17 protein-coding genes are annotated in these 19,131 nt (G+C 71.9%); 8 read left to right on the top strand and 9 right to left on the bottom strand.

Going from position 1 to position 19,131, the window contains the following annotated elements; genetic code table 11:
• Nucleotides 1-18: 18 nt before the first annotated feature.
• From lpdA to F1721_RS21160, 3 genes are all read right to left on the bottom strand, one after another.
• Nucleotides 19-1,479, bottom strand: a complete 1,461-nt coding sequence (lpdA, locus tag F1721_RS21170) for a dihydrolipoyl dehydrogenase (protein ID WP_150068466.1) — start codon at nucleotides 1,477-1,479, stop codon at nucleotides 19-21.
• 414 nt (nucleotides 1,480-1,893) lie between these two features.
• Nucleotides 1,894-3,090, bottom strand: coding sequence for a M20 metallopeptidase family protein (locus F1721_RS21165; protein ID WP_150068465.1), 1,197 nt, complete (start codon nucleotides 3,088-3,090; stop codon nucleotides 1,894-1,896).
• 19 nt (nucleotides 3,091-3,109) lie between these two features.
• On the bottom strand, nucleotides 3,110-4,378 hold the full coding sequence (locus F1721_RS21160; protein ID WP_150068464.1) for an MFS transporter: 1,269 nt from the start codon (nucleotides 4,376-4,378) through the stop codon (nucleotides 3,110-3,112).
• Between the two features lie 130 nt (nucleotides 4,379-4,508).
• On the opposite strand from F1721_RS21160, the gene F1721_RS21155 reads away from it, so the two are divergent.
• Entirely contained in the window at nucleotides 4,509-5,510 is a 1,002-nt protein-coding gene (locus F1721_RS21155; RefSeq protein ID WP_170301554.1) for an Lrp/AsnC family transcriptional regulator, read from the top strand.
• A gap of 21 nt (nucleotides 5,511-5,531) precedes the next feature.
• On the opposite strand, the gene F1721_RS21150 is transcribed toward F1721_RS21155, so the two are convergent.
• Together F1721_RS21150 and F1721_RS21145 are read right to left on the bottom strand one after the other, a co-directional pair.
• On the bottom strand, nucleotides 5,532-6,740 hold the full coding sequence (locus F1721_RS21150) for a PucR family transcriptional regulator (RefSeq protein WP_150068462.1): 1,209 nt from the start codon (nucleotides 6,738-6,740) through the stop codon (nucleotides 5,532-5,534).
• A gap of 178 nt (nucleotides 6,741-6,918) precedes the next feature.
• A complete protein-coding gene (locus F1721_RS21145; RefSeq protein ID WP_150068461.1) occupies nucleotides 6,919-7,767 on the bottom strand; it encodes an acyl-CoA thioesterase in 849 nt (282 codons plus the stop codon).
• Nucleotides 7,768-7,877: 110 nt separating this feature from the next.
• On the opposite strand from F1721_RS21145, the gene F1721_RS21140 reads away from it, so the two are divergent.
• Complete coding sequence (locus F1721_RS21140) at nucleotides 7,878-8,597, top strand: GntR family transcriptional regulator (RefSeq protein WP_150068460.1); 720 nt, start codon at nucleotides 7,878-7,880, stop codon at nucleotides 8,595-8,597.
• A 100-nt stretch (nucleotides 8,598-8,697) separates the two neighbouring features.
• Nucleotides 8,698-8,853: a hypothetical protein gene (locus F1721_RS34505; protein ID WP_170301553.1), complete on the top strand. Its 156-nt coding sequence runs from the start codon at nucleotides 8,698-8,700 to the stop codon at nucleotides 8,851-8,853.
• Nucleotides 8,854-8,951: 98 nt separating this feature from the next.
• On the opposite strand, the gene ligD is transcribed toward F1721_RS34505, so the two are convergent.
• A complete protein-coding gene (gene ligD, locus F1721_RS21135) occupies nucleotides 8,952-9,947 on the bottom strand; it encodes a non-homologous end-joining DNA ligase (protein ID WP_150068459.1) in 996 nt (331 codons plus the stop codon).
• Nucleotides 9,948-10,106: 159 nt separating this feature from the next.
• Here ligD and F1721_RS21130 point away from each other — a divergent pair, with 159 nt between their 5' ends.
• From F1721_RS21130 to F1721_RS21115, 4 genes are all read left to right on the top strand, one after another.
• The gene (locus F1721_RS21130) at nucleotides 10,107-10,862 is read left to right on the top strand and encodes a DsbA family protein (protein WP_150068458.1); all 756 of its coding nucleotides are present in this window, start codon (nucleotides 10,107-10,109) and stop codon (nucleotides 10,860-10,862) included.
• Complete coding sequence (locus F1721_RS21125) at nucleotides 10,859-11,488, top strand: vitamin K epoxide reductase family protein (RefSeq protein WP_150068457.1); 630 nt, start codon at nucleotides 10,859-10,861, stop codon at nucleotides 11,486-11,488. The genes F1721_RS21130 and F1721_RS21125 overlap by 4 nt, the downstream gene beginning before the upstream one ends.
• Nucleotides 11,489-11,581: 93 nt before the next feature.
• Nucleotides 11,582-12,025 (top strand): ATP-binding protein, encoded by a 444-nt coding sequence (locus F1721_RS21120; RefSeq protein ID WP_150068456.1) that lies wholly within the window; start codon nucleotides 11,582-11,584, stop codon nucleotides 12,023-12,025.
• Nucleotides 12,022-12,840 (top strand): RNA polymerase sigma factor SigF, encoded by an 819-nt coding sequence (locus F1721_RS21115; protein WP_150068455.1) that lies wholly within the window; start codon nucleotides 12,022-12,024, stop codon nucleotides 12,838-12,840. Before F1721_RS21120 ends, F1721_RS21115 begins: the two co-directional genes overlap by 4 nt.
• A gap of 34 nt (nucleotides 12,841-12,874) precedes the next feature.
• On the opposite strand, the gene F1721_RS21110 is transcribed toward F1721_RS21115, so the two are convergent.
• From F1721_RS21110 to F1721_RS21100, 3 genes are all read right to left on the bottom strand, one after another.
• On the bottom strand, nucleotides 12,875-14,170 hold the full coding sequence (locus tag F1721_RS21110; protein ID WP_150068454.1) for a phytase: 1,296 nt from the start codon (nucleotides 14,168-14,170) through the stop codon (nucleotides 12,875-12,877).
• A gap of 291 nt (nucleotides 14,171-14,461) precedes the next feature.
• Entirely contained in the window at nucleotides 14,462-16,384 is a 1,923-nt protein-coding gene (locus F1721_RS21105) for a WD40 repeat domain-containing protein (RefSeq protein WP_150068453.1), read from the bottom strand.
• 113 nt (nucleotides 16,385-16,497) lie between these two features.
• Entirely contained in the window at nucleotides 16,498-17,289 is a 792-nt protein-coding gene (locus F1721_RS21100) for a M23 family metallopeptidase (RefSeq protein WP_150068452.1), read from the bottom strand.
• A gap of 746 nt (nucleotides 17,290-18,035) precedes the next feature.
• Between F1721_RS21100 and F1721_RS21095 the strand changes: the two genes are divergently transcribed.
• Nucleotides 18,036-18,941, top strand: a complete 906-nt coding sequence (locus F1721_RS21095) for a sulfite exporter TauE/SafE family protein (RefSeq protein ID WP_150068451.1) — start codon at nucleotides 18,036-18,038, stop codon at nucleotides 18,939-18,941.
• Nucleotides 18,942-19,131: the final 190 nt, after the last annotated feature.

The following is a 19,131-nucleotide window of genomic DNA, read 5'->3' as shown; positions in this document are numbered from 1 at the left end:
CGGAAAAAGGCCTCGTTGTCAGCGCTTCTTCGGCGGTGCGACGTGGACCGGCAGACCCATGGCGGCCATCGCGGCCTCCATGCCGATCTCGCCGAGGGTCGGGTGCGCGTGGATGGTCTCGGCGAGCTCGTCGAGGGTGGCCTCCAGCGCCATGGCCAGCGCGCCCTCGGTGATCAGGTCGCTCGCGGAGTGACCGATGATGTGCACGCCCAGGACCTCGCCGTACTTCTTGCCGGCGACGATCTTCATGAAGCCCTCGGTGTCGCCGTAGCTCTGCGCGCGGCCCAGCGCGGCGAACGGGAACTTCGCGGCGACGACGTCGTGACCGGCCTCCTTGGCCTGCGCCTCGGTGAGGCCGACGCTGGCGATCTCCGGGTGGGTGAAGGTCGCCGCCGGGATGACGTTGTAGTCGATGGCGGCGTGCTGCCCGGCGATCGTCTCGGCCGCGACGATGCCCTGGTGCGAGGCGACGTGCGCGAGCAGCGCCTTGCCGGTGACGTCGCCGATCGCGTAGACGTGCTCGACGTTGGTGCGCAGCTTGTCGTCGACGGTGATGAAACCGCGCTCGCTGGTGGCCACGCCGGTCTTGTCCAGGTCCAGGCTGGCGGTGTTGGGCTTGCGGCCGACCCCGACCAGCACCACGTCGGCGTCGATCTGCTGCGGCTTGGCGCCGTCCACGGTGACCTTCAGGCCGTCGGCGGCCTGGTCGACGCGGGACACGGTGGCCTCGGTGAGGACCTTGATGCCGCGCTTGGTGAACGAGCGGCCCAGGGCCTTCCCGACCTCGGCGTCCTCGGCGGGCACCAGGGTCTTCTGCATCTCGATGATGCTGACCTCGCTGCCGAGGGTGGCGAACAGCGTCGCCCACTCGGCGCCGACCGCGCTGCCGCCGATGATGGCGATGCGCTTGGGCACCTCGGCCAGGCCGAAGGCGCCGTCGGAGGTGATCACGCCGGGCAGGTCCGCGCCGGGCAGCGGCAGCTGCACGGGGACCGAGCCGGTGGCGATGATGACGTCGCGCGCCTTGACCTGCTCGATCGGCTGGGAGCCGGTCGGCTCGGCGGCGTAGCGCGGGCCCTCGGCGCCCAGCGGCGACTCACCGGTGGCGTAGACGTCCACGGTGGTCGGCCCGGTGAACCGGGCGTGGCCGTTGATGACGGTGACGCCGTTGCTCTTCAGCAGCCCCGCGACGCCGTCGGTGAGGCCCTTGACGACGCTGCTCTTGCGACGGCGGATGGCGTCGTAGTCGACGCTGACGTTCTCGGCGTTGATCCCGAAGTCGGACGCGTGCAGCACGGTCTCGTAGACCTCGGCCGAACGCAGCATCGCCTTGGTCGGGATGCAGCCCCAGTTCAAGCAGACCCCGCCGGGCCGCTCCTTTTCCACCACGCCGACCGAGAGACCGCGCTGCGCGGCCCGGATCGCGGCGACGTACCCACCGGGGCCGCCACCCACCACGAGAAGGTCGAACTCCTGCACTTCGCTGTGCTCCTTTGAACGCACGCGCCGGTTACGGAAAGCCCGGATCGAGCGGGCAATTCTCACTCAGAGTGTCGTGAGCGCGACCACTTGAGCGCTATGCCCGCTCGCCCAGACTTCTTCCGGCGCAACTGTGCACACCGCACATTCCCCAGCGTGACGCACACAACATGTAACGCGAACACTACCCTGCGTGGCTGAGATCGCCGCCACAGCCCGCGCGGAGCCCCAGGCGCGAAATCGCAGGCGCCGCGCCGACCCGACCACGACCTGGACACCGGTGGCCGGAAAAGCCGGATTGGTCCGGATGTCACCGCTGCACAGCCCTCGTGCTCGGCGATGGGCGCAAGAACGACCATCGCCGCTCACGAACCAGTCGTGAGCGGCGATGGTGGCAAGAGCGGCGATCGCCGCTCACGAGGTCTGGCGCTGCACCGCCAGAGCCGCGTAGGCGGCGGCGCCGTCGGCCAGGACCTCGTCGTCGAAGACGGCTTGCGGCGAGTGGTTGTCCGGGGCCCGGGCCGGGTCGCGGTCCGGCGGGCAGGCGCCGAGGGAGATCATCGCCCCGGGGACCTCGGCCAGCATGCGGGAGAAGTCCTCCGAGGCGCTGAGCGGCTTGGGAGCGGGGGCGAAGCGGTGCTCGCCGTGCAGCTCGCGCAACGCGCCCGCGACGAACTCCGCCTCCGACTCGTCGTTGACCGTGACCGGGTACTGCTCGACGAACTCCGCCCGCACCTCCGCACCGTGCGCCGCCGCGACGCCCTCGCACACCCGGACCGAACCGTCCTTGACCACCGACTGCGCCCGGTGGGAGAAGGTCCGGACCGTGGCGGTGAAGGTGACCTCGTCGGGGATGACGTTCTCCCGGGTGCCGCCGCGGATGGTGCCGACGGTCAGCACCACCGGGTCGAACACGTCGAACCGGCGGGTCACGAACGACTGCAGCGCCAGCACCATCTCGCAGGCCACCGGAACCGGGTCCACCGCCCGGAACGGCGCGGAACCGTGCCCGCCGCGCCCCCGGACGGTCACCGCCAGCCGGTTGGACGCCGCCAGCATCGGCCCGCCCCGCGTGGTGAACAGACCGCGCTCCAGCCCGGAGATCACGTGCAGCGCGTAGGCCGCGTCGGGCTTGCGCCCCGACGCCGACAGCAGACCTTCGCCGAGCATCCGCCCGGCTCCGTCGTACCCCTCCTCGCCCGGCTGGAACGCGAACACCACGTCCCCGCCGAGCTGCTCCCGCCGCGCCGCCACCAGCTTCGCCGCGCCCAGCAGCATCGTCGCGTGCAGGTCGTGCCCGCAGGCGTGCATCCGGCCGTTGTCGGCGGCGAAGCCGAGCCCGGTCTCCTCCACCACCGGAAGCGCATCCATGTCCCCGCGCAGCAGCACGGTCGGCCCCGGCCGGGACCCGCGCAGCACCGCCGTCACCGAGCTGAGCTCCGCGCCGGTGGTCACCTCCAGCCCCAGACCGTCCAATTCGGACAGCACGCGCTCCTGGGTGCGCGGCAGCTCCAGCCCCAGCTCCGGGATTCGGTGCAGATCGCGGCGGATCCGCACCAGGTCCGGGTGCAGCGCGCGGGCGTCGTCCAACAGCGCCGACAAGTCGGCCATCTTCGATTCCTCCTGCAGTTCAGCCGCGCTTGAACAGCAACGTGCCCAGCAACGTGACAACGGCGGTCGCAGCAGCCACCCACGGCACGGCGGTCAGGCCCCCGAGCGCCGCCAGCGATCCGGCGAGCAGCGGGAACGTGCCGCCGAACAGCGCGACCGCGAGCGTGAACGGCACCCCCATCGCCACCACGCGCACCTCGACGGGGAAGACCTCGCTGTAGAGCACGTTCGCCACGGCGGTGGTCGGGGCGACACCGAGGACGAGGTAGCCGGTCGCCACCGCCCACACCGGCAACCAGCCCTGGGCGAGCGCGGTCATCAGCGGCACCGTGCCCGCGGCCAGCAGCAGCGCGCCGACGCGGAACACCCGCATGCCGCCGAACCGGTCCGCCAGCAGCCCGGACACCGCCATCGCGGCGATCAGCGCCAGCAGGCCCGGGATCATCTCCAGGTTCGTCGCGACCGAGTGCACGACCCCGACCTGCGCGGCGTACTCCGGCAGGTACACCGTGCCGAAGTAGACCCCGACCGTGGTGCCGGTGGTCATGAGGAACACCGCGAGCATGTTCCGGGCGTGCGCGAGCACCTTCGGCCGCGGCCCCGCTGCGCGCCTGCCCGCCTCGAACTCCCCGCTCTCGGCGGCCCCGCTGCGCACCCAGAACGCGAGGATCCCGAACACCGCCGCGACGACGAAACCGATCCGCCAACCGCCGTCGACGACGCCCTGCTCGCCCATCACCAGCAGCAGCGCACCGACCACCGCGAAGCACAGGACGTTGCCGACGAAAGCGCCGCAGTAGGACAGGCCGCTGTAGAGGAACCTGCGGCCGGGCGGCGCGGTTTCGGTGATGTAGGCGGCCACGCTGGGGTTCTCCCCGCCCATCGCGACGCCCTGCAGGGCGCGCAGCAGCACCAGCAGGACCGGGGCCGCGACCCCGATGGTCGCCGCCGTCGGCAGCGCCGCGATCAGCAGGCTGCCGAGGCAGATCGTGCCCATGCTGACGACCAGCGCGAACCGCCGACCGCGCACATCGGCGACCCGGCCGAGCAGATAGCTGCCCAGCGGGCGGACCACGAAACCGACCGCGAAGCCCGCGTACGCCGCCAGCAGCTTGGTCAGCCCGTCGTCGCCGGCGAACATCTGCGATGCGAAGAACGGGGCCAGCACCGCGTAGATCGTCCAGTCGAACGACTCGACGATGCCGCCGACCGCGCCCGCGACCAGCTCGCGACGTCCCGCCGCCGAGACCGCTGCTCGCCCTGGCCGCGCTGCCAGGGCGCCATCCACCTGCGCCAACACTCACCTCCGGGGTGTGCTCGTGCGCAGCAGACTGCGAGCCGGTGCCGTACCGCGAAAGGAACCTGCGCGACAATGCAGGAAAAAGCGCGATGATCGGGTTCAGATGCAGAAAACGGCGTTGGACGACTTGGACCGCTCGATCCTGCACGCGCTGCAGATCTCACCGCGCGCGTCGTGGACCGCGGTGGGCCGGGTGCTCGGCGTGGACGCGGTCACCGCGGCGCGCCGCTGGGACCGGCTGCGCAGCACCGGCCGCGCCTGGACGACCTGCTACCCCGGGGTCCGCCTCATCGGTGCCAGCTTCACCGCCTACGTCGAGATCGACGTGCAGTCCGGGCGGGCGATGGACGTGGCCCGGGCGCTGGCGGCCCACCCCCAGGTGGTGACCGTCGAGCACCTGGCGGGCGGTCGCGATCTGCTGGTCATGGTGCTGGTCCAGGACCTCGGCGCGCTGTCGGAGCTGATCACCGAGCACATCTCGGCGCTGCCCGGGGTCGCCCGGACCCGCGCGGCGCTGGCCACCCGGGTCTTCTCCGAGGGCTCCCGGTGGCGGCTGCGCAGCCTCACCCCCGCCCAGCAGCGGCAGCTGACCCGCCCCGCCACCGACCAACCGCGCACCGAGCTCGACGAGCACGACCACCGGCTGATCACCGCGCTGTCCCGCGACGCCCGGGCCCCGGCCGTCGAGCTCGCCCGGGAGACCGGGCTGAGCGCACCGAACGTCCGCCGCCGCATCGCCGGGCTGATGCACCGCGGGGACGCCGTGCTCCGCTGCGAGATCGCCCGCGACCTCACCGAGTGGCCGGTGGCCGCCACCCTCTGGGCCAGCGTTCCGCCCGGCGAGATCGACAAGGTCGCGCAGGGCCTGAGCGCGCTGCCCGAGCTGCGGATGTGCTCCTCGGTCACCGGCCCGCACAACCTGCTGTTCACGCTGTGGCTGAAGTCCGTGGCCGACCTGGCCCGGCTGGAGACCCTGCTCGCCGACCGGCTCCCCCAGCTCCAGCTGGTGGACCGGGCGGTGACGCTGCGCCTGGTGAAGCTGATGGGCAAGCTCCTCGACGAGCGCGGCCGCGCCACCGGCACCGTCCCGATCAACCCGTGGCTCCCGCCCGGGGCGTGACGCCTCGACGGCTCCCGGCGTTCAGTCGCGCAGGCCGTCGCGGAGGCGCAGGGCCGACAGGGCTAGGGAGAGCGAGACGTAGGCCGTGCGGCCGTGCAGGGACTGGCCGATCAGGGACGTGATCCGGTGCAGGCGGTTCAGGACGGTGTTGCGGTGGCAGTGCAGGCGCACCGCCGCGTTCGCCGTCGAGCAGTTCTCCTCCAGCCACGCCGCCAGCGTCTCCAGCAGCATGTCCCGCTCGCGCACCGGCAGCTCCAGGACCGGGCCGAGCTGCGACTCCAGCAGGCGCTGCGCCAGGTCCGGCGACTGCACCAGCAGCGCTTCCGGGAACCGCTCCTCCAAGGTCACCAGCTCCGACGAGCCGTACGAGGAGGTGCCCAGCGTGGTCAGCGCGAGCTGGTGGGCCAGGCCCACCTCGGCGAGCCCCCGCACCGTCGGCGACACCGCCACCCGGCCGCGCGCCAGCGGGCGCAGCGCGTCCAGCACCAGGTTCTTGTGCCGCTGCTCCAGCGCCACCAGGCCGACCAGCGAATCGGCGCGCACCTGCCACACCGACCGGACGTGCAGCGCGCTCAGCGCGTCCTGCTGCCCGCGCAGCGCGAACCCGCCGTCGTCGTTCATCTCCGCCACGATCACCAGGTAGGCGCCGCCGGTGGGCAGGTCCAGCTCCTTGGCGGTGCGCTGCGCGAAGGCGATGTCGCGCGCGCGACCGGCCAGCAGGTCCTCCACCAGCGCGTGCCGCCGCTGGTCGTCGCGGCGCACCCGCTCCAGCTCGGTGTTGCGGTAGGACGTGGACAGCGTCGAGGACAGCCCGTCGATCACCGTCCAGATCGAGGTCGCCACCCCCAGCACCGCGTCGGGGTCCGCGCCGTCCTGGTGCGCCTGGTCGACCAGCGCCTCCCAGACGACCCGGCCGCCGAGCCGGAAGGTCCGCAGCATCACCTCCAGCGGCACGCCCTGCTCGGCGCGGCGGCGGCCGATCGCGGCGGCCACGTCGTCGCCGTCCGGCCCGGCCACCGCACCGCTGAGGATCTGCAGGATCCGCTCCAGGTACTGCCGACAGCCCTCCCACAGGTCTTCCTTCGGGACCGGGCTGTAGTCGGTCCACTCGGGGTTGTCGGTGAAGATGGCGGCCATCAGCCGCTCGGTCAGGGTCGGCACGTCCTGGAGCCGGGCCTCGGCCAGCGCGTGCGTGACATCAGCGGCGTTGTCGGCAGGATCAGCTACCACACCTGGAACGATACCGGCCGGAGCCCGCCGCACGGCCGCTCGCCGAGACGACGCCGGGCCGATGCACCGCGATTTCACTGAGGTTTTTCCAACCTCGTTCTGCGTGGCGGCGCCGGTGGCGGAACCTCAGCGCCCGCCTGGACTGCGGGTGCCCTGACTTATGTATGCCGGACCGATCTCAGCGCTGGAGGCGCAGCAGGCCTTCCTGGGCGACCGTGGCGACGTGGCGGCCGGAACGGTCGAAGACGTTGCCGCGTCCAAGCACCCGGCCGCCCGCCGCCACCGGGCAGTCCTGGTCGTAGAGCAACCACTCGTCGGCTCGGAGGTCTTCGTGGAACCACATCGCGTGATCCAGGCTGGCCAGCTGCACCCCCTTGGCGTGCCGGTCGACGCCGTGCAGCAGGAACACCGGCTCCAGCAAGGTCATGTCCGAGGCGTAGGCCAGCGCGCAGGCGTGCATCAGCGGCTCGTCCGGCAGCTTCTCGGGGGCGCGCATCCACACCAGGTGCCGGGAGTCGCCGCCGGGCTCGACCGGCGGCGGGTACGGGACGCGGTCGACGTGGCGCAGCTCGATCGCCCGCGGCAGCCGCCACCAGTCCGGGATCGGCACGTCGGAGTCGGCGAAGCGCTCGTGCAGCGGCAGCAGGTCCTCCGGCGCGGTGGCGGGCGGGAACTCCGCCTGGTGCCGCAGCCCGTCGCGGTCGCGCTGGAACGACACCAGCGCGGTGAACACCTCCACCCCGTCCTGACCGGCGATCACCCGGCGCGCCGAGGTGGCCCCGCCGTCCCGGACCCTGTCCACTGTGTACTCGACCGGGCGGGTCGGGTCGGCGGCCCGGACGAACAGCGCGTGCATCGAGTGCACCGGCCGGTCCGCGGGCACCGTGCGACCCGCCGCGGCGATCGACTGGGCCAGCAGCAGGCCGCCGAAGGTGCGGTGCTCCGGCAGCGGCTGGGTGCCGCCGAGGAACCGGTCCGCACCCCGCCGGGCGAGGTCGAGCAGGTCCTGCAGGCGAGGAACGTCCATGAGCAGAACCAACTACTCGCGACAGGTGGTATCAAGTTGCTCGTGACAGGCGACACACAGTCCCCCACCGGCACGCCCCGGGAGGCGTCCGAGCGGTGATCGACGCGGCGATGCGCGCACAGTCCCCGCGGCTGCCCGACGAACTGGCCGGACGGCTGCGCGAGTGGATCATGACCGGTCGGCTCCGGGCGGGCGATCACCTGCACCTGGAACGGCTCGCCGAGCACCTCGGCGTCAGCGTCACCCCGGTCCGCGAGGCGCTGCTGGCGCTGCGCGGCGAGGGGTTCGTGAACCTGGCGCCCCGGCGCGGGTTCACGGTGGCCCCGCTGAGCCGCCACGACTTCGCCGACGCCCACCGCCTGCAGGCCAGCATCGCCGGCGAGCTGGCCGCCCGCGCCGCGCAGCGGATCGACGCCGAGCACCTCGCCGAGCTCGCCCCGCTGGTGGACGAGATGCGGCTGGCGGCGCAGTTCGTGCTGGCCGACATGGGCGGTCTGGTGGGCCGCTTCCAAGCGGTGCTGTGGCGGATCGCGGAATCCCCGAAGCTGTCGTGGTTCCTGGGCATCGCGGTGCGCTACGCACCGCAGCACGTCGCCGCGGCGGTGCCCGGCTGGCGCGAGATGGCGGTCACCGACCACGAAGCGCTGCTGACCGCGCTGCGGCGGCACGACCCGGTCGGCGCGCGCACCGCGATGCACGAGCACGTGACCCGCACCGGAGAGTTGCTGATCCATCACCTGCAGCAACTGGGCTTGTGGTCGCAGCCCGCGGAAAGCCCCTCCCACCAGGGAGTTCCGCATCACACCGGGAACAACGACCGCGGTCGCTAACGTTGTTGGCCCCGGTGGCGACACCCATGGTGGGACGCCGTTCGAGGCGTCGCCGCTCACTCCGCCCTATCCCTACGCGAGAAATTCGGGGGCCCACGCCATGCAGAGCAACAGCCGCACGATCGTGTCGGTTGTCGGAACGGTGATGATGGTCGTCACGACCGTCCTGCTCGCGACGTGGAGTCCCAGTCCTGCGGAAACCCAGCTCCCGGTGCACCCGGCCGCCAGCGACGCCCCGATCGAGATCGGCCGCTGAGGACCTGCTCCGGCCTGGGGCCCGGTTCTGCACGTCGTAGCCCGTGAGCGCTTTCTGGCGCTACAGCACCGGAAAGCGCTCACGAACCGGCCGGGACGTCAGCCCTCCCGCACGACGTCCTCGGGGCGCTTGTCGTTGCGCAGCCCGGAGTACCTCGGGTGGCGGAGCTTGCCGTCCTCGGTCCACTCGGTGAACCCGATCTGCGCCACCAGCTCCGGCGACACCCAGTGCGCGCCCGGCTCGGCCACCTCGTCGGCGAAGGGCGAGCTGTCCCGGGACAGCTCGTCCAGCCGGGCCCGCAGCTCCCGCAGCGTCCGCTCGTCGTAGCCGGTGCCGACCTTGCCCGCGTAGCGCAGGCGCCCGCCCCGGTAGTAGCCGACCAGCAGGGCGCCGAAGCCGAGCCGGGAGCCCTTGGGGTCGGTGAACCCGCCGATGACGAACTCCTGGTCGGCGACGCACTTGAACTTCAGCCAGTCCCGGCTGCGACCACCCCGGTAGGGCCGGTCCGCGCGCTTGGCGATCAGCCCCTCCCACCCGCGCGCGCACGCCTCGCGGAAGAACTCCTCGCCGGTGCCCACCCGGTGCGCGCTGAACCGCAGCGGGTCGGTGAACTCGAAGCACTCGCGCAGCAGCCGCTTGCGGGTGCGCAGCGACAGCCCGGTCAGGTCCACGCCGCCGAAGGCGATCAGGTCGAACACGTAGTAGTAGACCGCCACCCCGGTGCGCCGGGCGACCTCCGGGTCGGTGAGGTGGATCCGCTTCTGCAGCCTGGCGAAGCTGGTCCGGTCTCCCTCGAAGGCGACCGCCTCGCCGTCGAGCACGAACCGGTCCGCGCCCTGGGCGGCCAGCGCGTCGACGACCTCGGGGTAGGCCGCGTCGACCCGCTTGCGGTTGCGCGACCACAGCACCGGGCGGTCGCCGTCGCAACCGGCGATGACCCGGACCCCGTCGAGCTTGCGCTCGAAGATCCAGCCGGAGTCGGAGAACCGGTGGTGGGTGAGGGTGGCCAGCGCCGGATCGTGCCAGGTGCCACCGCGCCAGGCCCGGAGCCTGCCCTGCTCTGCCTGGTCGACCAAGCGCAGCGGATCGCTCATCGAACCATGCCTACCCGATCCCGGGCGCACGGCAAACCGACCCGAAGCTGAGAACGGCCTGTGAGCCGCCTGTGAGTTCCACCCCGCGCGCCTTCACGAACGGGTGAATGCGGGAAACTGGACGTACCCCCTGGACCTGGTCGAAGGTGAAAGCACCCGATGTCGAAGAACAAGAACCCGTTGACCAAGCAGCCCCGGCTGTCCACCAACGTCGTCCTCACCGCCATCGTGGTGGTCGTCGCCGTGGTGGTGATCGGCGGCGTCCTGTGGTTCAACCGCGACGGCAGCGGCGGCACCACCGAGGAGCCCGCCGGTCCCCCCGTGGCGGCCGAGCTGCTGCGCAAGCCCGACAGCAACATGCTCGTCGAGTCGCCGGACAGCAAGGTCACCGTCGTCGAGTTCCTCGACTACCAGTGCCCCGCCTGCTGGGGCTACTACTCGAACATGACCAAGCAGATCGAGAAGGACTACGAGGGCCGGATCAACTTCGTGGCCCGGAACTTCCCGCTGGACAAGATGCACCCGCTGGCCCGGCCCGCCGCGCAGGCCGCCGAGGCCGCCGCGCTGCAGGGCAAGTTCAAGGAGATGTACCACGCCATCTACGACAACTACGAGGCGTGGGCGGCCACCCCGGACGGCAAGGTCAGCGACGACGCGGCCAAGGCCCGCGGGCTGTTCGAGCAGTACGCCGGGCAGATCGGCCTCGACCTGGAGAAGTACCGCGCGGACGTGAACTCCCCGCAGGTCATCGCCAAGATCGACGCCGACGCCGCGGACGGCGAGAAGGCCGGGGTCAGCGGCACCCCGACCCTGTTCATCAACGGCCGCCAGTTCAAGCCCGGCCAGGACGTGCAGAGCTGGGACCAGCTCAACCAGGCCTTCCGCAGCAAGCTGGACGCGGAGCTGGCCAAGTGACCGCCGCCCACGTCGTCGAACGGGCCGCGGCCGACGGGCCGAGCGCGCCCCGGCAGCCCCGCGGCCTGGGCTGGCTCTACGTCGTGGGCGGCCTCGTCGGGCTGGCCGGTTCGTTCGCGCTGATCGTCGAGAAGTTCGAGAAGCTGGCCAACCCCGGCTACGTGCCGACCTGCAGCATCAGCCCGATCATCTCCTGCGGTTCGGTGATGGACAGCGCCCAGGCCGCGGTCCTGGGCTTCCCGAACCCGCTGATCGGGGTGGCCGCGTTCCCGGTGGTGGTCACCACCGGCGTCGCGCTGCTGGTCGGCTTCCGCCCGCCGCGCTGGTTCTGGCTGGGCATGCAGGTCGGCACCACCCTCGCGGTGGGCTTCATCCACTGGCTGGTGGTGCAGAGCCTGTACGAGATCGGCGCGCTGTGCCCGTACTGCATGGTCGTGTGGGCGGTGACCATCCCGCTGTTCTGGTACACGACGCTGCACAACCTCGCCGCGGGCAACTTCGGCGGCGGCCGGTCCGTCGGCGTGGCGCTGGCCCGGTTCCACAGCACGGTGCTCGTTCTGTGGTATCTGGTCATCGTGGTCCTGATCCTGGTGCGCTTCTGGGACTACTGGAGCAGCCTCCTGTAGCCTCCGAGCGCCCGTTTGTTCGGTGCGGGGCTCGGGTACCAGGTGACTGCGAGTGATGGTCGCGCCGCACCGACCGAGACGAGGTGGCCCGGGATGAGCGTGGAACGCGAGGTCGCGAGGGGCGAGCCGATGACATCCGCGGCGAACGTGGTCGAGGTCCGGATCGCGGCCGAGCCCGCCCAGCTGGCGGTGATGCGGGCGGTGGTCGGCGACCTCGCGATGCGCGCCGACTACGACGTCGACTCGATCGCCGACCTCCGGCTGGCGGTCGACGAGGCCTGCTCCTCGCTGGTCCGGCTGGCCGCACCGGAGGCCACCCTGGTGTGCCGGTTCCGCACCGCGGACGACGCGCTGTCGGTCACCGCCGAGGTGATCAGCGACGACGCCTTCGGACCGCGCAAGGATACTTTCAGCTGGCGCGTGCTGAGCGCTCTTGCGGACGTTGTGTCAACCTCGGTCGAGTCGGATCCCGCTGCCGCCAACGGCAGCCACCTGGTGCGGATCGAGTTGACCAAGGGACGGACGGCACACGTGTGAAACGGGCGGACTCCAAGCCGACGGCGCATTCGCGCAACGAGCGCTACGACCGGCTGGCGCCGCTCTTCGGCGAGCTCGCGAAGTTGAGCAAGGAGGACCCCCGCCACGCCGAGCTCCGGGACAAGCTGGTCACCGAGCACCTGCCGGTGGCCGAGCACATCGCCCGCCGCTTCAGCCACCGCGGCGAGTCCCAGGAGGACCTGACCCAGGTGGCCACCCTCGGGCTGATCAACGCGGTGGACCGGTTCGACCCCGACCGCGGCGTGGACTTCCTGTCCTACGCGGTGCCGACGATCATGGGCGAGGTGCGGCGGCACTTCCGCGACACCGGCTGGGCGGTGCGGATGCCGCGCCGCCTGCAGGAGCTGCACCTGTCGGTGTCGGCGGCCATCGCCCGCCTGTCCCAGGAGCTGGGGCGCGCCCCGACCCCCAGCGAGCTGGCCAAGCACCTGGGCATCAGCACCGACGACGTGTACCGCGGGCTGGAGGCGGGCAACGCCTACCGCAGCGCTTCGCTGGACGAGCTGCTCACCGACACCGACGAGATCCCGCTGGGCGATGCGATCGGTTCCGACGACGCCGAGCTCGCCGAGGTGGAGAACCGCGAGATGGTGCGGCCGCTGCTGCAGGAGCTGCCGGACCGGGAGCGCCGCATCCTGGTGATGCGCTTCTTCCGCGGCATGACCCAGACCCAGATCGCCGAGCAGATCGGCATCTCCCAGATGCACGTCTCCCGGCTCCTCTCCCGCACCCTCGGCTGGCTCCGCCACCGGATCGAGGAGGACAAACCCGCCAGGAGCGGCGCCGAGGGGTGACCGGCGCAGCGGCGCCGCGCCGGTCGCGCGCAGGTCAGCGCCGCGGGTCGAACGACTCGGTGTCGACCACCAGCGGCTCCGGGAACGCGGCGGCCAGCTCGTCCCACCGCGTCAGCTTGAAGTTGGTGCCCTCCCGGTCCGCCGGGGTCTCCTCCCCGTCGTGGGTGACCAGCAGGCCCTGCGGGAAGGCACCGCCCAGCGGGACGTTGACCACGGTCGAGCCGTCGGAGTGCTGAACCCCGTCGGTCGCGCCGTCGGCGATGGCGAAGGAACCGACGAAGGCGTTGCCGCCGGATCGCTCGTACACGGCGAAGGTGTTGTCCCCCTGGCTGGAGGCGAGCACGTACCCGGCGCCGTTCCCGGCGTGGTAGATCGTGATGCCCTCGGCGTCGGCGGAGAGGTGATCACCGCCGAAGCCGGGGTCGTTGGCCTCGTCGAGGACGCACTCCTCCGCAGCGGGGTCGTAGGTCCACGGGGTGCCGTACTCGCGGACCCGGTCGATCAGCTTCGGCTCCTCGAAGCGCCCGTCCTCGAGCTCGACGCGCCACACCCCCACCGCCTCCTGCGCGGCGTAGAGCACGTGCTCCTCCAGGTCGACGGCCATGCCCTCCACCTGCGGGCGCTCGCCGGGATCGGCGCACGGCGTCCAGGAGGTGCCGTTGGGCAGGGTGAACTGGTCGGGCAGGTCGAGCGTGCTCTCGGTCCGGTAGCCGATGCGCCCGCCGCGGTCCTCCAGCTTCAGGAGCCGAACCGAGGTCTTCTCGCGCTGGGAGGCGAGCACGTAGGCGTCATCGTCGTCCCGGAAGGCGGTCAGCCCGTACGCGGTGCGCTGCTCGTCCACCTCGGCCTCGTCGGCGGCGAACACCGGCGCGACATCGGGCGCGGTCACGTCCACCAGCGGGGGCTTGCCCGCCGCCACCGCCGCGGGATCGATGGCGAAGGCCCGGATCCGGTCCCGGCCCCGGTCGCTGACCAGGGCCAGATCGGTCGGCACACCGCCCAGGTCGAAGCCGTAGACGACGTCGACGTTGTTGAACCGGCCGGGCGCGGACTGCTCCCCCGGCGCTTCGGGTGCGGCCACGTGCTGCAGGCGCCGACCGTCGAGGTCGTAGACGTCGAGCCCGGCCTCCTTCAAGGTGCCGATGACGATGCTGCGCCCGGGGTCCTGGGGATCGACCCACACGGCCGGGTCGTCGGCGTCGGCGTTGCCGCCCGCTTCGTCGTCGTGGACCACCGGTGTTTCGACGTGCGCGGTGACGGGCACCGGCGGCGGGGTTCCCGCCGACATCACGATCGCCGCGACCAACGAGGTCAACTGAGTAGCGCTCACGTCGCTCCTAAGTCGGACTGGTGAACGCGGGTGACGGTAACGATCACCGGCGACGGAAACCGGACGCGCACGTGAACGACGGGCGACGCGCCCCCGGGAACCCGGCGATCGCCGGAAACGGTTCCCCCGCTCGCCGAAACCGCCCTGGCCCGCGCGAACCACGTCGCCGCGGGCCGAACGCACCGGCCACTGCAGCACACCTTCCGCGGCTTCGGCGAACCCGGCCCGGGCCGCCAGGATCAGATCGCCGAGCGCGGAGACGGCCCTTCCCCGACCGTGCGGGGCGCTTTCTCATCCGACGAACGGGGCCAGGCGCGGTTCCGCACGAGCCGCGGCGCGGGCGTCCGGGAAGATGTCGAGGTCGCCCCAGCGAACGGGCCAGGCGAAGCGGTTCGCGACCGACCAGGCGAGCAGGTCGGGCAGGGCGTCCTCCCGGCCGGGCTCGACGATCACCGCACCGCTCTCGAACGCGGCGGCCCAGGTCTCGCCGTCCAGGGCGAACACGGGGTCGGGCAGCAGGTCCGAGCCGAGGTCGAGCGGGCGCGGGGCGCGCGGCGCGCGGTCGAAGGCGAAGTCGCCGATGATCTCGCCGGTCGTGGCGCGGAAGAAGCGCAGTGCGCGCCGTCCGATCGCGATGAGCACGTCGTGCGACGCCCACACCAGGTCGAACGTGGAGGTGTACCCGTCCACCTCGCGCCGGAGCCCGTCGAGCTCGTGCAGCCGTTCGGGCTGCTCGCCGAGAGCCCAGACCTCGATCCGGCCGGTGGCGGTGGCGCACGCCGCGCGCTCCCCGTCCGGCGACCACGCCCACGTCAGCCCGTCGGAGCGGTGCGGGTCGCTGGAATCCACGTCGACCGGCAGGTCGTAGCGGTGCACGCCGGTCGTTCCGTCGACGATCCCCACGACCGGATCGGCAGCCACGTCGGGGTCGGGGGACACCACCACGGCCAGTCGGCCGCCCGGCCCCCAGGACAGGAAGCTCGCTCCCGGGTACCCGGCGAGGTCGGCCGTCGGCTCCCCGGTCAGGGCATCGGAGATGACCAGCCGACCGCCGTCCTGGTGGGCGAGCAGGCGCTCGTCCAGGCTCCACTCCGGCGGCGGCCCGTCCGCGCTGCCGGTTTCCCGGAACCAGGCGAGCCCCCGCTGCTCGACGTCGAGCGACACCGCCCACCGGCCCTGCCCGATGTCGCCGTAGATCCGCGCACCGTCCCGGGACCAGAACGCGCGGTCGAAGAGGATCCCCGCTTCCTCGTCCGCCCCGAAGACCGCCCGCGCTTCCGCGGACAGCGGTGTGCTGAACCGGATCGGCTCCGGACCGAGCTCCTCGCCGTCCGGCGGCCCCGACACCCGGCCCTGGAGCATCGACACGATGCTGCTCTGGAAGGCGTGCGGCGTTTCCTGGAAGACGCAGGCGCGCTCGCCGTCCGGGGCGAGGGCGAACCCGGTCGGCTTGGCGCTGGCGAAGAAGAACGCCTCGGCGATCGGGGCGGCTTCGGCGCGGTGCGGATCCCACACGCCCGTGAGATTGGTGTCGAACTCAGCGGCGATGCGCGAACCGTCCGACGACCACTGGAGGTTGCGGGCCGTTCCCGGCCAGCCCGCACCGCCGCGGATCCCGTCGATCACGTTGACGCACCGGGCGGTGGCGACTTCCCAGATCTGCACGGCGCCGCCCCGGTCGTAGTCGCCGCCGCACCAGCTGCCGATCGCGAGGTAGCGGCCGCACGGGCTCAGCGCGTGCGTGACCACGTCGCCGCGGTGCACGTCCGGGTGGCGCAGCACCGCCCCGGCCTCCCTCATCCGCTGGGTGGCCAACCGGTGCGCCTCGGTGATCCCGTCCATCTGCTCCAGTGCTTCGAGCGCTTCGCGCAGCGGCACGGTGTCGCGCACGGGGGCGAACGCGGACCAGTCGGCACCGCGCAGCCGCTCCAGCGCCGCGTCCGGCCCGGCTGACGGATCGGGGATCCCGGCGAACTCCGCGGGCTCGCTGGAGAGCACGGCCAGCAAGGCGGCCTCGTCGTGGACCGGAACGTCCTGCGCGGCGGCCAACTCCGCCATCGCCCCGGCGTCCGCACCCGCGAACACCAGGTCGGTCCGGGCGGAGACCGATCCGATCACCTCAGCACCCAGCGCTTCCAGACCGCGTTTCGCCTCGGCCCGGGACACCTCGGTGAAGCGCCCCGCCAGCACGACCGCACTGCCTTTGACGATCATGCGACGGGACGGTAGCCGAACCGGCCGACAGCGGCCCCGGAGATGGGGAACCGCCCGGGACCCGTCGGGGGAAATTCGGGTCCCGGGCGGTCGCTCGGGGGGGGGGGAGGTGCTTACTGCACCTCGATGCCGCGGGCGCTCAGCCACGGCAGCGGGTTGATCTTCTTGCCGCCCACGATCACCTCGAAGTGCAGGTGCGGGCCGGTGGACTGCCCGCGGTTGCCCATCGTGGCGATCTGCTCACCGGCGCCGACCTTCTCACCCTCGCTGACGTCGATGGTGTTGATGTGGCCGTAGACGGTGATCGTGCCGTCCTCGTGCTGCAGCCGGATCCACTGCCCGAAGCCGCTGGCCGGACCGGCGTCGATCACGGTGCCGGCGGCCACCGCGCGGATCGGGGTGCCGATGCTGTTGGCGATGTCGATCCCGTTGTGGCTGGTGCCCCAGCGGGCGCCGAAGCCGGAGGTGAAGGTGCCCTCCGCGGGCTTGACGAAGCCGCTGGCGGCCTTGCGGGCCGCTTCCTCCTCGGCGCGCTTGGCCTCGGCCGCGGCGCGCTCGGCCTCCTGGCGGGCCCGCTCGGCTTCCGCGCGGGCCTGCTCGATGGCCTCGGCCTTGTCGATCTGACCGGACTCCTCGACCGAGTCGGTCTCGGTCTCGGGAGCGAGCAGCTGGACCGCGGCGGGACTGGTGGCCGTCCCGGTGAGCGCCAGGCTCAGCTGCTTGCTGGCGGCGAGCGGGTGCACCGCTGTGCTGCGTTCGGGGACGTCGGTCTGCTCGCCGGCCGCGGCCAGCGGCTGGCCCACGGCGGCGAAAGCGCCACCGGCCACCACTGCGGCGACGAACTTGTTCCGTAGCGGGAGGGCGGCCCTCGGGGTATGGCCGCCCTCCTTGCGGTGCTTGCCCATCTTCACCTTCCGTCTCGGGGGGATCCGGCCACTTCCCGCTCGGGGGGTGCGGGGAATGCCTCTCGGGGGAGCGAGACATTGCCGTGACCGAACCGTGACGTACGAGCGGGGAAAGTAGCTGAGGGTTATCAATAGACGCAAGCATTGGTCCGTTCACCTGAACTTCGTGCTACGGATGCCATGCAGATAATCACTCTGAGTGCCCGCCGAAGATGACCATCGGATAACGGCGAAGTCCCGCCGCGAGCCCCGGAACCGCAACGCGAGACCCGAGATCAGCGAGCCGCGACGACGATCAGCGGAACGTCGGTTTCCGCAGGTCCGCACCCGGACCACGAGAGAGGGCGCAAGACCCCGCCGACCGCGGCCGGAGTCGCACGGGTCCACAGAGGACACTTCGGGCGGGAGGCCGGAGCACCGCACGGGAGACCGGCTTTCGAAGATCGTCCACCGCCGGAAGTGGCCTTGCGCACAGAACCCGGCCGTCCCGGCAACCCGGCCTCCCGCACTCTGAGAGGCGGTGCCACTCGATCGCGGGATCTGCTTCACTGTCCCCCATGACGCCTGGTGATCAGTGGCGGCTGCTCGTGCAGCGCCTCCACGTGGACCTCCGACGCGTCACCTCCGCAGGGTGTCGGTGCGCGCGGTAGCCCCGCCCGCACTGCCCGCTCCTCCCGCTCCCGGTCCTCGCAGCGCGCGTCCGCACGCGCGCCGGTCCCGGCACCCCTCGCACCCTCGGAGACATCGTGCAAGCGTTCCTGATCTTCGCGATCGGTGGATTCGTCGCGCAGCTGGTCGACGGCTCCCTCGGCATGGCCTACGGCGTCACGTCCACGACCATCCTGCTCGCGGCCGGGATGAGCCCGGCCCTGGCCTCCGCCTCGGTGCACCTCGCCGAGCTGGGCACCTCGCTGGCCTCCGGGCTGTCGCACTGGAAGTTCGGCAACGTCGACTGGCGCGTCGTGCTCACGCTCGGCGTGCCCGGCGCGATCGGCGCGTTCCTCGGCGCCACCGCGCTGAGCAACCTCTCCACCGAGGCCGCCGAGCCGTGGATGTCCACGATCCTGCTCGTGCTCGGCATCTACGTGCTGGCGCGGTTCGCCTTCCGCCCGCTGCGCCGCCGCCAGCTCACCGGCGTCAGCGGCAAGCTGCTCGCCCCGCTCGGCCTGGTCGCCGGGTTCGTGGACGCCACCGGCGGTGGCGGCTGGGGCCCGGTGGCGACCCCGACGCTGCTGAGCACCGGCCGGGTCGAACCGCGCAAGGTCATCGGCTCGGTCGACACCAGCGAGTTCCTGATCGCAGCCGCGGCGAGCATCGGCTTCCTGTTCGCCCTGTCGGACCAGAACCTGTCCTGGCTGACCGTGGGCGGCCTGCTGCTGGGCGGCGTGATCGCCGCACCGCTGGCGGCCTACCTGGTGCGCATCGTGCCGATGCGGCTGATCGGCGTCGGCGCCGGCGGGCTGATCGTGCTCACCAACGCGCGGACCCTGATCAAGGACTTCGAGCTGCCCGGGGCGTCGCACACGATCATCTACTCGGTCATCGTCGTCGCCTGGGTGGCGGCCATCGCCTACACGGTCCGGGTGATCCGCGCCGAGCGCCGCCAGCCGGACCCCGACACCGCCGAGGCCGCGGAGGCGGTGCGGAGCTGACGTCCCCGGGATGGCGGCTTCACTCAAGCCGCCATCCCCTCGAGAATTCACCGCAACCATCGAGGCGCCCGCACGACGCTGACTCTGAGCGAAGATGTACCCACGTGCCGTATCGCTGAGATCAACCGAACGAGTTACTGTTCGGTAGACCGTGTGGAAGCCCCCCGACACACGGTAGGTGCCCCGGGTG

This window comes from Saccharopolyspora hirsuta (genome assembly GCF_008630535.1).
GTDB lineage: Bacteria > Actinomycetota > Actinomycetes > Mycobacteriales > Pseudonocardiaceae > Saccharopolyspora > Saccharopolyspora hirsuta.
Note: the sequence above shows the minus strand (reverse complement) of the source record. Positions and strands in the feature narration are given on the sequence as shown.